The following is a 14,368-nucleotide window of genomic DNA, read 5'->3' on the forward strand; positions in this document are numbered from 1 at the left end:
CCATGATCGAAAAGCTGTTCACCAGGATCGCCAACTATATCGCCCATCTTGCCGGTCTGCCGCCGACGTTTGCCGTCTGTTTCCTGATCATTGTGGTCTGGGCGGTAAGCGGTCCGGTCTTCGGCTTTTCCGATACCTGGCAACTCGTCATCAATACCGGCACCACGATCGTCACCTTCCTGATGGTGTTTCTCATCCAGAACACCCAGAACCGCGACAGCGCGGCGATCCAGGCCAAGCTTGACGAGCTGATCCGCGTCAGCAAAGCCAAAAATACCTTTATCGGCATCGAGCACCTGACCGAATCCGAGCTCGAGGAAATCCGCGCCAAATGTGAACGCGCGGCGAAGCGGCACGACGAACAGATCGCCGACATGGCCGCATCCAAGGCGGTGGCTAAAAAGCGCAACGCGAAGAAGCACGCGGCGGCGTGAGCGAGCTTGTTGTCCGGGTTCCTGCCCGAACGGTCGCGGGATCATTCCATGAATGCTGCAAAGGCTTCCTTGTAGTCCGGGTGCCAGCGCGACAGAGCAGGACGATTCTCGATGATGTCGCCAATCGCCCACGCCATGCGTTTTTCGTCCATCGACCGGGTCGCCTCGTTATCGGGACACAGGATGTAGAAGTCGCCACGCAGCAGCGAGGCCAGCATGAAGTCGATGACCTGCTCGCCGGTCCAGGCGCCGGCCGGCTTTTCGGTGGCGCCTTCGGTCAGGCCGGTAAAAGTGAACCCCGGAATGAGCAGATGCGCCGCGACGTTTGCGCCGGGCTCATTGCGCAGCGCGTGTGCAAGGCCCTCGGTATAGGTCTTCACGCCAGCCTTGGAGACGTTGTAGGCGAGGTTGCCGGGCGGCGTGGTGATACCTTGCTTGGAGCCGGTGTTGACGATCAGGCCGGGCTTTCCCGCCGCCAGCATGCGTGGCGCGAACGCCTCTACGCCATGGACGACACCCCAGAAATTGATGTCCAGCAGCCGCTTCCAGGCGTCACGGTTCTCCCAGGGCTTGCCGGGGTTATTGCCGACGCCGGCATTGTTCATCAGCAGCGACACGTCGCCGAAAGTGCCGGATGTCCGTTCGGCCAGCCGGTCGAGGTCTTCGGCCTTCGAGACATCGGTGGCGACGGCAAGTACGGCGCTCTGCCCGCCAATAGCAGCGACGGCGCGGGCAGCCTCATCAAGGCGTTCGCCGCCGATATCGGCCAGCACGATCTTCATGCCCATCGCCGCCAGCCGTTTGGCGGCGGCAAGGCCGATGCCGCTGGCCGCGCCGGTAATGACGGCGACATTGCCGGAGGCAAGTGCAGGCAGGGCGGTCTGGATCTCGGCGTCGGTGGTCATGATTTTCTCCTGTTCTGGCCGCGGCGAACTTAGCGCGGAAAAAGGCTCGCGCAAGCCGGTCCCGGCATCTTCGGGTTGACCGCATCGGCGGGCGCTGCGCATGCTGATATCGAAAAAGGAGACTGACGATTGACCGACTGGATCGAGATCCTGAAAGAACAGACCGCCACCGGCGACCAGATGAGCCGCGAAGTGCCGCAAATGCTTGCCAATCCCGACATCAGCGAAGCGCAAGTTATGACGCTGTTTTCGGCGCTCGAAAAACAGGCCGAATTCGTCGAAAAGCTGCGCATGGCGCTGGAAAAATTCGGCCATGATTTTTCAGTGATCAAGGCGGCCGAGCGGCTGGAGGAGCGCTACGCCGACCTTGCCGCTTCGGTAGCGGAAAAGCTGAAAGCAATGCGAGGCTAGACGGGGCCTATTTCTCGATCAGCCGCTCGAAGCGTCTGTCCGGCACGAACCAGATCATCGCCACCAGGACATAGATCGAGACACCGATCCAGTGATTGACGAAGGTCAGCGCGATGGCGGAAAGATAGAGGACCAGCGAGATCTTTCCCTTGAGGTCATTGCCCAACGCCCTGGCGAAGAGAGTCTCGTTGCCGTGCAGTCGATGCAGGGCCATGGTGAGGATGTTGAAGCCGATGGCGCAGAGCGCCAGGTCGACGCCATAGACAGCAACCGGCACCGGCGCGAAATGGTTCTCACCCATGAAGGCTGTCGTCGCCGGCATCAGCGATAGCCAGAACAGCAGGTTGAGGTTCGCCCACAGCACGCGGCCGTCGACCCGCTGCACGGTATGGAACATGTTGTGCAAATTATTCCAGTAGATGCCGACATTGATGAAGGACAACACATAGCTGAGGAATATCGGCCAGAGTGGTGCCAGCGCGGAAAAATCCTCGCCATGCGGCACCTTCAATTCCAGCACCATGATGGTGATGATGATAGCGACCACGCCATCGGTGAATGCCTCGACTCGTCCCTTGCCCATGAATCTCCCCTGACAATCCGCCGAAGTTAAAAGAGGATCTCGCTCAGCGCCATCGGCAAAGCTGCCAAACTTGTCAGGAGCAAGCCGGGGAGGGGGAACGGCTGACGCGAAAAAGGCGTTAGGATGTCAGATCCCGAACAGCAAAAGGTCGAAAAAATGACCGCTCACGCTCAAGTCATGACGCGCGATTACGAACTCGGCGGCCGCGCTGCAGCGGCCGTGGCCGCTATGATCGCGGCTCTTTTCGCCGGCAGCACGGCGCTGACGCCGCTTTACATCATCTACAAGCAGGTCTTCGGCTTCTCACAGATCACTTTGACGCTGGTCTACGCCGTCTATGTCATCGGCAATCTGGCGGCGCTGCTGATGTTGGGGCGTGTGTCCGATGTCATCGGGCGTCGTCCAATGGCATTGGCCGGGATGGCGGTGGCCGTGGTCAGCGCGGTGGTTTTCCTGTTCGCCGAAAATGTCGCATGGCTCGACATCGCCCGAATTCTGAGCGGACTGGGAATCGGCGTCGGCGCGGGCACCGGCACCGCCTGGCTCGCCGAATTGCTCCCGACCGACGACAAGTCACAGGCGGCGACGATTGCCACCAGCACCAATTTTCTCGGCCTCGGCCTCGGTGCGCTGGGGGCCGGGTTGCTCGCCGAATACGCGCCTTGGCCGCTCAGGCTGACATTCGTCGTCTACCTGGCGATGCTCGCGACTGTAACCCTGCTGGTCTGGCGCACGCGGGAAACCGTTTCGCGGCCGGGGAAACTGGCTGACGTTTCGATGCGGCCGCGGCTTTCCGTGCCCGATGACATCCGCGCAAGTTTCGTTGCGCCGGCGGTGACCGGCTTTGGCGCAATGGCGCTGGTCGGCTTTTATGCAGCACTCGCACCGAGCATTTTGGCGCAGCAGCTGCAGGTAACCAACCATGCCGAAGCCGGCGCTCTGTTCTTTGAATTGGCAATCGTGACGGCCGCCACCATTGTAGTGACGGCACGTCTTTCGAGCCGAGCCGCGATGTTCGCGGCGCTTGCGCTGATGATCCCAACCGTCGCGCTGATTGTTGCGGCGCAGGTCTTCGCCTCGATGGCCATAATGATTGCCGGGACCGCCTTGTGCGGCGTGGCGGCAGCGCTCGGCTATCGCGGCGGCTTGCAAGTGGTGAACGAGATCGCGCCGGCGGACCGGCGCGCCGAAGTGGTCTCGGCATTCTTCATCTGCTGTTTTTGCGGCAACGCGCTGCCGGTCATCGGCATCGGCGTTCTGTCGACCATGACAAGCGCGACCGTGGCAAGCCTGGCCTTTGCCGGCATGATTGTCGTCTTTTCCCTGGTCGCCCTCGGGTTTGGCGCGAAATACGCGCGCTGAGCCGACCTTTCAGCCGTTCGGTGTCTCGGGCGAAAGGTGCGCGCGCTGGCGCGGTACGCCGAGGCCGGTATCCGGCGGTTCGCCGGCAGCCGGCCGGCTCTCGATCATGTGCAGGCTGCGCCAGCGGCCGAAGCGATAATAGGCCGCGGCCAGCACGAGCGAGGTTATAGAGCCAGCCGGAAAGCTCCACCACAGAGCTTCCTCGCCGATCACGCTTCGGAAGAAATAGGCGAAGCTGGTGCGCACCAGCAGCACCGAGATCACCAGGATGATCAGCGGGGGCATCACCGCGCCGGTGGCACGCACGGTGGCGAAGAGCACGATGGTGATGCCGAACAGGATGAAGGACCACGACGCGATCTTGTTGATGTGAGTGGCGATGTCGATTGCTGCACTGTCGCTGCCAAGGAAGAGGCTGAGCACCGCGCGATCGAATACGAACAGCAGCGCGACGAGCATGCCGGTGAGCACAAGGTTGAAGCCGACGCCGGAGGTGGCGATGCGGCCAATCCGGTCCCAGCGCCCGGCGCCGACATTTTGCGCCGCCATGGACGAGACCGCGGCGCCGATGGCGAGCGCCGGCATCTGGATATAGGTCCAGAGCTGTGCGGCTATGCCGTAGGCAGCCGCGACCTGCGAGCCGTACGAGTTGACCATGCCCATCACCGTCAGCGCCGCGGCCGAAACGACGATCATCTGCAGGCCCATCGGCACGCCCTTGAAGACGACAATGCGCAGCAGCGCCGGGTCCGGCCGCAGCAGAGCGAGATTGGCGCCGGCCAGCCGCAGCGGGTGCTTGCGCGCATAAAGCACGATCAGGATGGCAACCACGCTTACCGTCTGGCCGATCAGCGTCGAGGCGGCCGAGCCGGCGATGCCGAGTTCGGGGAACGGGCCGATGCCGAGGATGAGCAACGGGTTCAAAATGACGTCGAGCACGACGGCCAGCGCCATAAAAAGGAAGGGCGTGCGCGAGTCGCCGGCGCCGCGCAGCACCGTCATGACGAAGGAGAGCAGGTTCATCATCGGCACGGCGAGGAAGATGATGCGCAGATAGGAGCGCGCCAGCGGCAACGCATCGGCTGGCGTGCCGAGTGCATCGAGGATCGCATCGACCCAGGTCCAGCCGCAGACCGCGAACACCACCGAGACGAGGAAGAAGAAGGTGGCGCTGGTGCCGACGATGCGCCGGGCTTCGGGCAGGTCACGAGCGCCGACGGATTGCGCGACCAGGATGGTCGCCGCCATGCCGATGCCGAAGACGGTGCCGAGGATGAGAAACAGCACGAGGTTGGCATTGGACGTGGCGGTCAGCGCCGCTTCGCCGAGGAAACGACCGACCCAGACGGCATTGATTGAGCCGTTGAGCGACTGCAGAACATTGGAGCCGAGCACCGGCAGGGCGAACAGCAGCAATGTACGCGGGATAGGTCCACTGGTGAGGTCGCTGGTCCGCCGGCGTGCGGGCATCTTGTCGTCCATGGCAGGCAACTCGGCGAAGGCTATCTTGAGTCCGGTCCGCAATGATTGCCGATTTAACGAGACAGGTCGACGCAGCGTTGCGAATTCCGCCTGGCGTGCCTTGATCCAATCATGTTCTCAAAGCTTCCGGAATCGTATATTGATCCTGCACGCGTGGGGCCGCATCTTTCCTAGATCTCATGGGCAAGCCGGGGGTTCATGTCCGATATTCCGCTGTTTTTTGAGCGCCTGAACCGGCGTGCGTTTCTTGGTGCATCCGCTTTGGGCGCGGCCTCCGTGGCTCTTTCGGCGTGCACCACGACGGACGTAGCGGCGCCGCCAGTGACCGCGGCGCCAAGCGATCCGGCTTTCGGCGATGCCGCAAGTATGTATGCGGCGCGCGTCGACGAGGGCTATCAACTGCCGGCAATCCCGGTAGCCAAGGTCGATCCGAAATTCGTGCGCCAAATCGTGTCCGATCCGACCGGAGAAAAACCCGGCACGATCGTCGTCGATACCTCCGAGCACTTCCTCTATCTGGTGCGCGACGGCGGCAAGGCAATTCGCTATGGCGTCAGCCTCGGCAAGGCCGGTTTCGGACCGGCAGCGCCGTGGTTCAGGCGAGGAAGAAGTGGCCGGTCTGGACGCCGCCGCCGGAGATGATCCAGCGCCGGCCGGAACTTGCGAAATACAAGGACGGCATGCCGCCCGGCCCGCACAGCCCGCTGGGCGCACGCGCGCTATATCTCTTCCGCGACGGCAAGGACACGATGTACCGGCTGCACGGCACGCCGGAGTGGGATTCCATCGGGAAGAACGCTTCCTCCGGCTGTGTGCGCTTCATGAATCAGGACATTATCGACCTCTACAGCCGCGTCGACGGCGTCGCGCCGGTCTTCGTGCGCCCGAACCTGTCGGCCGCCGGGAAGATCGCCGCCGTGTCGGACAGGACGGCCGAGCCGATCGATGCGGGCGTGCCAAAGGACGCGGAGATGTTGAGGTAAGTGCCTTCGACGGATCATCAGTCTTAGGTTTTGCAAACCCACTAGAACACAATCCTTGTGCCGGCGAGCCGCAACTGAAGGGCCCGACCGTTCGATCGTGCCAGGCAGGCGGACGCGTTCGGCGCGTCCGCCTGCCTGGGGGTGTCGCTACTTCCCGGCTAGGCCTGGAAGCGTGACCTGATAGACCAGGAACATCGTGTCGACATCGGCGCCATCTTCGGCCTTGTAGGCCGCGCCGACCTGGAAGCCGTCCTGGGTGAGAAAGTCATTGTCGTTGGCGACGAACAGGAAATAGTCGTCGGGCCGTGTTGGATCGAGGACGCTCACCACCGACATCGCCTCCCACTTCTCCGAAAGGTTGTTGCGGTCATTGGGCGCGCCATTGTGCAGCCCGAAGTGGCCGAGCTCGGTCTTGTCGTTGATGTCGATGAACGGCGTCAGCTTGGCCGGCGTCACCGAGGGATCGAGCTCACCTTTGGGCGCAACCGGCTTGTCCTTGTCGAACTCGGTGCCGGCGATGTCGGTTGCCGCCGACACATCGACGACGCTGATCTCGCGATAGAGCGAGGTGTCGCCCTTCACCCCCTGGCCGTTGCCGCTGTCGCGCGCCAGCATCAGGAAGGTCTTGTCCGACAGAGCCACGATTTCGCTCTGCGCGGCAATCTTGGTCTTGCCCTTGGCATCGGTGAACACCGGCAGCGGCACAACATATTCATGCGCAAGCTTGAGTTGGGCCGGATCCGAGGCATCGTAGACCAGCGCGCGCGTGTTCTGGCGCGTCGAAGCGGAATCGCCGCCATCCTGTCTGGGGGCCGATTGCAGCACAGCGATCAGGAACTTCCCGTCCGGCGTCAGTGCCATGCCTTCGAGGCCCTGGTTGTTCTGACGGCCGGTTTCGGGATCCGTCGGATCTGGGTCTGCCGCGCCCGGTCCCGGATTGTTGGACGCGAAGTTCGGCGTTCCATGACGCATCGGGACAAGCGCCGCCGGCGACTGCGTTGCCGACATCAGACGCCCATCGGCGGAGAAGTGGTAGATGTTCGGACCATATTCGTCCGAGATGAACATGGTGCCGTCGGGCAGCCGCACGATCGCCTCGTTATCGAGCGCGAGCTTGCCGTTGGCTTCGGGCAGGATCGGCATGTCGTCGGTCGCGGCGCGCACGCCGTTGAGCGGATCGAGGCCGGTTGCGTCGGCGCCCTTGTCGTCGGTCAAAAGCATGGTGTCGGCAAGGGTTGCCTTGAGGCCCGACTGTTCCTGGCCGGCGGCTGGTGCCGCACCCGGTGCGATCTGGGCGAATTCGATGGCAATCGTGTTGATGCGCGGACGGTAATCGGTGGTGCCGACGACATTGTAGCCACGATCCGGCAGCAGCCACAGCGAGCCCTTATAGCCATCGGCGCCATGCGTCCAGCCGGCAGCGTCGATCGCCATGCCCGAGCCGGAGCCAAACGTCTCGCCGAACTTGTCCCTTTGGCTGGCCGGGATGCGACCGACACCGACCAGGCCCTTGTTGACGAAGCTGACGCCGCCGACGGTCGCTGCGTTTTCAGCCAAGGCCGGAGTCAAGGCGGTGAACATCGCCAGCGCGACCGCGAGGGACGCGTTTCGGTGCAGGTTTTTCATGGAAATCCTCTTTGTGACAAAACAGCCGAAGCGGGCGTCGCATCGACATGCCGCCAGCGCTTTCCGAAAAAGGTCTAGGACGCGAACATGATACTTGCGTGACAGAGGGCGCTTGTTCCTTCGTCCCTTGTGGGAGCAGGTGGATCGGCGCGCAGCGCCGAGACGGAAGAGGGGTGCTGGACGGAGTGCCTCGGTGCCGAGCTGGAGCACCCTCATCCGACCGAGCTGAGCCTGTCCTCTGGCTTGCCGAAGGCAAGACCCGTGGGCTCGGCCACCTTCTCCCCAAGGGGAGAAGGGAAGTGCCGCGATTCAATCGCTGTCGCGCGCGATCAGTTCCAGCGGCCAGACTTCACGGATGATGCGTGCGCCTTCGGCGCCGGCGTAAGCCGGAATCGATGCCAGCAGCATTTCGGCCAACCGCTCGCCCATCGGCTCCAGCGCCGGTCGGAAGCCGGTCAGCGCCGGCGAAAAATAGCGGCAAAGCGGCGTGTCGACGATGACGATCACCGCGACGTCGTGGCCGGGCCTGATGCCCGCCTCGGCCAAAGCCTTGCAGCCGCCAAGCGCCATCGCGTCGTTGTTGAAGATGATGGCCGTCGGCGGGTCCTTGGAGCGCATGACCTTCGGCGTCACGGCGTAGCCGCCGGCCTCGTTGATGAAGCCGTCGGCGATCAGTTCGGGGTCGAACTCGATGCCGTGCCGCCGCAACGCCTTGCGATAGCCGGCGAGGAACAGATAGCCGAAATTGAGGTCGAGCGACGGGCGGATGGCGGCGATGCGGCGGTGACCGCGCGCGACGAGACGATCGACCGCGTCAGCCCCGGCTTTTTCGAAATCGAGGTCGAGCGAGGGATAGGAATCGCCGCCGGAGCGGCTGCGGCCGAGCGTTGCGAACGGGAAACCGGCCTGGGTCAGATAGTCGATGCGCTCGTCCTCGCGCCGCGTCCAGGCCAGCACCACCGCATCGGCCCGCCGCGTCTCGACGACACGGCGCAGGCGCTCCTGCTGATAGTCGCCCGGCGCGCCCATCACTACGATCAGGTCGAGGCCGCTTTCGGCGAGCTTGGCCTGCAACCCGGTCAGGAACGGAATGAAGAACGGCTCGCCATATTCCTGGTCGCCCGGATGCGGCTGCAGCATGAAGGCGATCGAATGGGTAGCGCCGCGCCGCAGGCTGCGGCCGGACTGGTTCGGCGAATAATTCAGCTTCTTGGCCGCATCGAGCACGCGCTGGCGTGTGTCGGCATTGACGTCGGCGCGGCCGTTGAGCGCGCGCGACACCGTGCCGATGGAAATATTCAGGTGACGCGCAAGGTCGTGAATACTGGACGCCAAAGGACAGTTCTCCCCTTGCTTGGCTAGCACCGGCCGCTCTTCAGGCCAAGCCGGCATCACGTTTTTCGCTATCGGCCAATTGACATTCTACGCCATCGGGTGTGTTCTCGTAAACGTTTACGGAACAACGTTTGCGGCCCTGCCGTGAACGCCGTGACGATCGGTCTGGAGGGGCCGAGAGGGAGGAGTGCTGGATGATCAATGTCGTCCTGGTCGGCTGCGGCGCGATGAGCAAGGCCTGGCTCGATGCGGCCAAGCAGATCGACGGGCTCGCCATTGTCGGCCTGGTTGATCTCGACGCCGAAAGGGCGCGGGCAAGGGCGCGCGAATACGAGCTTTCCGGCGCCGTCATCGGAACCGAGCTCGACGCCCTGCTCGACCAGACCAGGCCCGACGCGGTATTCGACGTCGTGGTTCCCGCCGCCCGCCGCGAGGTCGCGCTTTCCGCCTTTGCCCACCATTGCCATCTCTTGACCGAAAAGCCGCTGGCCGACAGCCCGGACAATGCGCGTGCCATTGTCGAGGCGGCCCGCAGCGCCGGCCGCATCCATGCCGTCGTGCAGAACCGCCGCTATGTCGCCAACGTCAGGCGCATCCGGCGCTTTCTCGATTCCGGCGTTATTGGTGCTGCGACCAGCATCCACGCCGATTTCTTCGTTGCGCCGCATTTCGGCGGTTTTCGCGAAGAGATGCGCCATGTGCTGCTGCTCGACATGGCGATCCACACATTCGATGCGGCCCGCTACATGGTGGCCGGCGAACCGGCCGGCGTCTATTGCCAGGAGTGGGAGCCGGCCAATTCCTGGTATCGGCAAGGGTCGTCGGCAACCGCAAGCTTCGACCTCGGCGGCGGCAAGCTGTTCACCTATGCCGGCAGCTGGTGCGCGGCCGGCTTCCGTACCAGCTGGGACAGTACATGGCGGATCGTCGCCGAGCGCGGCAGCATTGTCTGGGACGGCGCGGACGGGTTGAAGGCGGAAGTCGTGCGGCCGGTCCGTGAAGGCCTGTTCGACCGCACCGAATCGATAGCCGTGCCGCCGCTCGACCCGGCAGATCGCGTCGGCGGCCATCTCGGCATCATCCAGGATTTCGTCCGCGCCGTCGAGACCGGCACCGCGCCGGAGACGCGCGGCGCCGACAACATCAAAAGCCTGGCCATGGTTTTCGCTGCGATCGAGAGCGCCGAAACCGGGCGCCGGGTCGCCATCGCTGCACAGAAAGGATCATGATGCCAAACCCGCTGCTCGACATCAGGATCGGCACAATGGTGCGGGCCAATCTGGACGACCCGGCCGCCTATGTCAGGCAGATTCTGCCGCTCGGCTTCGAGAGCATCCAGCCGTTCTTCTGGCAGACGCTGGGCGGCAAGGACATTCCACGGCTGGCAGGCGAGATCCGCGAGGCGATCGGCGATGCCGATGTCGTCGTCTCGTCAATCGGGGTGTTCGGCAACCCGCTGGAGAGCGGTGAAGTCGATCGCGGCGTGCTCCAGGCGTGGGAAACGATCATCGACAACGCGCATCTGTTCGACACCAATGTGGTCAGCGGCTTTACCGGCCGCATCCGCGGCAAGCCGCTGCCCGACAGCCTGCCGCGCTTCCGCGAGGTCTGGGGGAAGCTGGCAAAGCGGGCCGCCGACAAGGGCGTGCGCATCGCCTTCGAGAACTGCGCCATGGACGGCAACTGGGCCAGCGGCGACTGGAACATCGCCCACAATCCGGACGCCTGGGAGCTGATGTTCAACGAATTGCCGGACGACAATCTCGGCCTGGAGTGGGAGCCCTGCCACCAGCTGGTCTATCTGATCGATCCGATCCCGCAGATCCGCAAATGGGCGCCGCGTATCTTCCACGTCCACGGCAAGGACGCGACGGTGCGCTGGGACGTGATCCGCGAACATGGCGTGTTCGGTCGCCTGCCGTTCGTGCAGATGCGCACCCCTGGCTTCGGCGATAGCGACTGGACGCGGGTGATCAGCGAGCTGCGGCTGGCCGGCTACAAGGGCGCCATCGACATCGAGGGCTGGCACGACCCGGTCTACCGCGGCGATCTTGAGATCACCGGCCAGGCGCGGGCACTGGATTATCTCCAACAATGCCGGGGAGGCGCGAGCTACCTGCCGAACCCGGTGTGAGGCTAATGCATGTCGCGCAAAAGTGCCCAGCGGTTTTGCGATAACGACATGCATAAAAACAGGACAAGCCGGCGGGAGGTGCCGGCCAGCGAAAGATTGCGGCGCAATGCCGAAGCGATCGTCAAAACCCCTCGGCTAGCGAGGGAACAAAGGGAGGATAAGTGCATGAGCATTACGATGAGAAGGACAGTTCTGCGCTCGACCGTCGCGGCGGCCGCGATGGCGCTCGCCGCCGCACTCTCGACCTTGCCGGCGCAGGCGCTCGATGCCCAGTGGTGCAAGGATGTCCATATCCGCTTCTTCGTCGGGGGCGCCGAGGGCGATGCCTTCGGGACCATCGTCTACAATGGCGCCAAGCAGGCGGCAGCCGATCTCGGACCGAAGGTCGACTACATCTTTTCCCAGTGGGATGTCGAGAAGATGGTGCAGCAATTGCGCGAGGCTGTCGCGGTCAAGCCCGGCGGCATCGCCATGATGGGCCACCCGGGCGACGCTTCGATCATGCCGCTGGCCGAACAGGCGCACAAGGACGGCATCAAGATGATGTACCAGAACGTGCCGGTGCCGAAGGTCACGGCGGCGTTCGGCGGCGGCTATGTCGGCGCCCAGCAGGAGCAGCAGGGCCGCGCGCTCGGCGCCGAGGCGGTCAAGCTGGCCGGGCTCAAGGCCGGCGACAAGACGATCATGATCGGCCCGTTCGAGAACGAGAGCCGCGGGGCGCGCGAGCGCGGCACGGTCGCTGCCCTCAAGGAAGCGGGCGTCGAGGTCATACAGCTCTCCTCGCCGCCAAGCGGCGAATGGGCTTCCGACCCCAATCTGGCCATTCCGGTGATCACCGCGGCACTGCTCAACAATCCCGATGTCAAGGCGGTTGGCTATCCCGGCGGACAGATGCTGGGCAACGTCCCGACTTACATGCAGGCGGCGGGCAGGAAGCCCGGCGATATCTTCAACTTCGGCTTCGACACCAGCCCGCAGATCGTCGAGGGCTTCAAGGGCGGCTGGGTGCAACTGACGGCCGACCAGCAGCCGTTCCTGCAAGGCTATCTGCCGATCCTCAGCCTCTGCCAGCAGGTGGTGCTCGGCCTTGCGCCGATGAATGTCGACACCGGCGCCGGCTTCGTCACGCCGCAGAATTACGAGATCGTCGCCGAGCTCGCCAAGCAGGCGCTGCGCTAACCTCCCAAGCCGTCGGCCGGGATCGAGCCCGGCCGGCGGGACCGCCGGCGAAAAGGCCGGCACGCGACAATCAAGCGAGGATCGCCATGGCCGAACGCATCATCGAACTGCGCGACATCAGCAAGTCCTACGGCCAGGTCTATGCGCTGGGTGGGGTCAATCTCAGCGTCGATCGCGGCGAGGTGGTCGGCCTGATCGGCGACAACGGCGCCGGCAAGTCGACGCTGATCAAGATCCTGTCCGGCGTGGTCAAACCGACCAGCGGCGAGATTCTCGTCCGCGGCAAACCGGTGACCGGATGGAGCCCTGCGCGCTCGCGCGACGCCGGCATCGAGACGGTGTTCCAGGACCGGGCGCTCGCCGTGCAGCAGACAATCGTGCGCAACATCTTCATGGGCCGCGAACTCACCGGCTGGCTTGGCTGGCTGAAGGTCAACAAGGAGATCGCGGAGGCGAGCCGGCTGATGCGCGAGATCGGCTTCACCTCGAAAGTGTTCACGCCACAGTCGATCGTCGGCCAGCTCTCGGGCGGCGAACGCCAGGGCGTGGCGATCGCGCGGGCCATCTATAAGAAGGCGGAGCTGATAGTCCTCGACGAACCGACGACCGCGCTATCGCTGACCGAGACCGCCAAGGTCTTCCACTTCGTGCGCCAGGTGCGGGCGAGCGGGCGCTCGATCCTGTTCATCGGCCACAATATCCACCACGTCTTCGATATCGCCGATCGCTTCGTGGTGCTGGATCGCGGCAAGGTCGCGCTCACCGCCGACCGCAGCGAGGTCAAATCGGCCGAAGACCTGATCAATTTCATGGAAGACGTCGCCCACCCCAGCGGATTGCCGGGGTTGCACGACGCGGGCGATGCGGGGAGGGCGGCACGATGAGCAAGACCATGGAACCCGATCTGCAGAGCCCCCTCGGCGGCACGCATGGCGAAACCGCCGGGAAAGAGTGGAGACACCCGTCCGACAACTGGCTGCGCGGGTTCATCCTCGACAACCGCGCCTCGCTCGGCACGCTTGCCGTGTTCATCGTCATGATGGCGGTGTTCATGATCGCCAACCCGATCGTGTTCACCACCTGGTATCTCTACAGTTCCGTGCTGACCACGCTGCCGGTGGCGCTGTTCGTAGTTGTGCCGCTGGTCTTCGTCGTCACCTGTGGTGAGATCGACCTGTCGTTTCCGGCGACAATGGGCTTTGCCTCCTGGGTGTTTGCGCTGGTCGTGCAGGCCGGCTACGACCCGTTCCTCGGCATCGCCGCCGCAATGGTCACCGGCATGCTGCTCGGCTTCCTGGTCGGCTCCCTGGTCGTCTATGGCGGGTTGTCGTCGCTGATCGCCACGCTCGGCATGAATTTCCTGCTGCGCGGCCTGATCCAGATCATCAACGAGGGCAGGTCGACGGCACTGACCGGCCTTGCCGACAGCTGGGCCTACAAGATCTTCTCCAGCCAGCTTTATGGCATTCCGGTGCAGATCTTCTGGGCCGTCGGCTTCGTCGTGCTGTCGGCGCTGCTCTACAACCGCCACCGCTTCGGCGCGCAGGTCAAGGTGGTCGGCGACAATCCAGACAGCGCCCAGCAGATGGGTATCGACGTCAAGCGCGTGCGCGTAAAAGTGTTCGTCTTCGTCGGCATCGGCGCTGCGATCGCCGGCACGTTTTCGGTGATGATCAACTTCACCTGGTGGCCGACGGCGGGGGACGGATACCTGCTGCCGGTGCTGGCATCGGTGTTCGTCGGCGGCACGCCGACCTGGGGTGGCATCGGCACGGTCGTCGGCGGCGCGATCGGCGCGGTCACGGTCTCTTTCATCCAGACCGGCGTCGTCGCGGCTGGACTGAGCGGCTTCTACGTCCAGTTCTTCAACGGGCTGATCATCATCCTGTCGCTGCTCGGCCATAAGTGGAACCAGGCGCGGTATCGGTGACCGG

General features: G+C 63.9%; 13 protein-coding genes and 1 pseudogene. 9 read left to right on the forward strand and 5 right to left on the reverse strand.

Going from position 1 to position 14,368, the window contains the following annotated elements:
• Positions 1-2 precede the first annotated feature (2 nt).
• Entirely contained in the window at positions 3-434 is a 432-nt protein-coding gene (locus NKH80_RS11865) for a low affinity iron permease family protein (RefSeq protein WP_352703676.1), read from the forward strand.
• Positions 435-475: 41 nt separating this feature from the next.
• Here NKH80_RS11865 and NKH80_RS11870 read toward each other — a convergent pair whose 3' ends face one another.
• Entirely contained in the window at positions 476-1,339 is an 864-nt protein-coding gene (locus tag NKH80_RS11870) for an SDR family NAD(P)-dependent oxidoreductase (RefSeq protein WP_352991674.1), read from the reverse strand.
• Between the two features lie 129 nt (positions 1,340-1,468).
• Here NKH80_RS11870 and NKH80_RS11875 point away from each other — a divergent pair, with 129 nt between their 5' ends.
• The gene (locus NKH80_RS11875) at positions 1,469-1,750 is read left to right on the forward strand and encodes a hypothetical protein (protein WP_023676741.1); all 282 of its coding nucleotides are present in this window, start codon (positions 1,469-1,471) and stop codon (positions 1,748-1,750) included.
• Between the two features lie 7 nt (positions 1,751-1,757).
• On the opposite strand, the gene NKH80_RS11880 is transcribed toward NKH80_RS11875, so the two are convergent.
• Positions 1,758-2,333: a TMEM175 family protein gene (locus tag NKH80_RS11880; protein WP_023676740.1), complete on the reverse strand. Its 576-nt coding sequence runs from the start codon at positions 2,331-2,333 to the stop codon at positions 1,758-1,760.
• Between the two features lie 156 nt (positions 2,334-2,489).
• On the opposite strand from NKH80_RS11880, the gene NKH80_RS11885 reads away from it, so the two are divergent.
• The gene (locus NKH80_RS11885) at positions 2,490-3,695 is read left to right on the forward strand and encodes an MFS transporter (protein ID WP_352991676.1); all 1,206 of its coding nucleotides are present in this window, start codon (positions 2,490-2,492) and stop codon (positions 3,693-3,695) included.
• Between the two features lie 9 nt (positions 3,696-3,704).
• On the opposite strand, the gene NKH80_RS11890 is transcribed toward NKH80_RS11885, so the two are convergent.
• Positions 3,705-5,177 carry an MATE family efflux transporter gene (locus NKH80_RS11890; RefSeq protein ID WP_352991678.1) on the reverse strand — a complete coding sequence of 491 codons (1,473 nt, stop codon included), beginning with the start codon at positions 5,175-5,177 and terminating at the stop codon, positions 3,705-3,707.
• Positions 5,178-5,375: 198 nt separating this feature from the next.
• Here NKH80_RS11890 and NKH80_RS11895 point away from each other — a divergent pair.
• Positions 5,376-6,160: pseudogene (locus NKH80_RS11895) on the forward strand (L,D-transpeptidase).
• Between the two features lie 147 nt (positions 6,161-6,307).
• Here NKH80_RS11895 and NKH80_RS11900 read toward each other — a convergent pair.
• Both NKH80_RS11900 and NKH80_RS11905 read right to left on the reverse strand, forming a co-directional pair.
• On the reverse strand, positions 6,308-7,786 hold the full coding sequence (locus tag NKH80_RS11900) for an esterase-like activity of phytase family protein (RefSeq protein ID WP_352505620.1): 1,479 nt from the start codon (positions 7,784-7,786) through the stop codon (positions 6,308-6,310).
• A gap of 309 nt (positions 7,787-8,095) precedes the next feature.
• A complete protein-coding gene (locus tag NKH80_RS11905) occupies positions 8,096-9,121 on the reverse strand; it encodes a LacI family DNA-binding transcriptional regulator (RefSeq protein ID WP_023676728.1) in 1,026 nt (341 codons plus the stop codon).
• A 194-nt stretch (positions 9,122-9,315) separates the two neighbouring features.
• Between NKH80_RS11905 and NKH80_RS11910 the strand changes: the two genes are divergently transcribed.
• The 5 genes from NKH80_RS11910 (at position 9,316) to NKH80_RS11930 (ending at position 14,364) form a co-directional block, all read left to right on the forward strand.
• Complete coding sequence (locus NKH80_RS11910) at positions 9,316-10,350, forward strand: Gfo/Idh/MocA family protein (protein ID WP_352991680.1); 1,035 nt, start codon at positions 9,316-9,318, stop codon at positions 10,348-10,350.
• Positions 10,350-11,255 carry a sugar phosphate isomerase/epimerase family protein gene (locus tag NKH80_RS11915; RefSeq protein ID WP_502900939.1) on the forward strand — a complete coding sequence of 302 codons (906 nt, stop codon included), beginning with the start codon at positions 10,350-10,352 and terminating at the stop codon, positions 11,253-11,255. The genes NKH80_RS11910 and NKH80_RS11915 overlap by 1 nt, the downstream gene beginning before the upstream one ends.
• A 165-nt stretch (positions 11,256-11,420) precedes the next feature.
• Positions 11,421-12,434: a substrate-binding domain-containing protein gene (locus NKH80_RS11920; protein ID WP_352991682.1), complete on the forward strand. Its 1,014-nt coding sequence runs from the start codon at positions 11,421-11,423 to the stop codon at positions 12,432-12,434.
• An 86-nt stretch (positions 12,435-12,520) separates the two neighbouring features.
• On the forward strand, positions 12,521-13,318 hold the full coding sequence (locus NKH80_RS11925) for an ATP-binding cassette domain-containing protein (protein WP_352450092.1): 798 nt from the start codon (positions 12,521-12,523) through the stop codon (positions 13,316-13,318).
• A complete protein-coding gene (locus NKH80_RS11930) occupies positions 13,315-14,364 on the forward strand; it encodes an ABC transporter permease (protein ID WP_352687607.1) in 1,050 nt (349 codons plus the stop codon). The genes NKH80_RS11925 and NKH80_RS11930 overlap by 4 nt, the downstream gene beginning before the upstream one ends.
• Positions 14,365-14,368: the final 4 nt, after the last annotated feature.

The organism is Mesorhizobium sp. M0904, assembly GCF_040319475.1.
Taxonomy (GTDB): domain Bacteria; phylum Pseudomonadota; class Alphaproteobacteria; order Rhizobiales; family Rhizobiaceae; genus Mesorhizobium.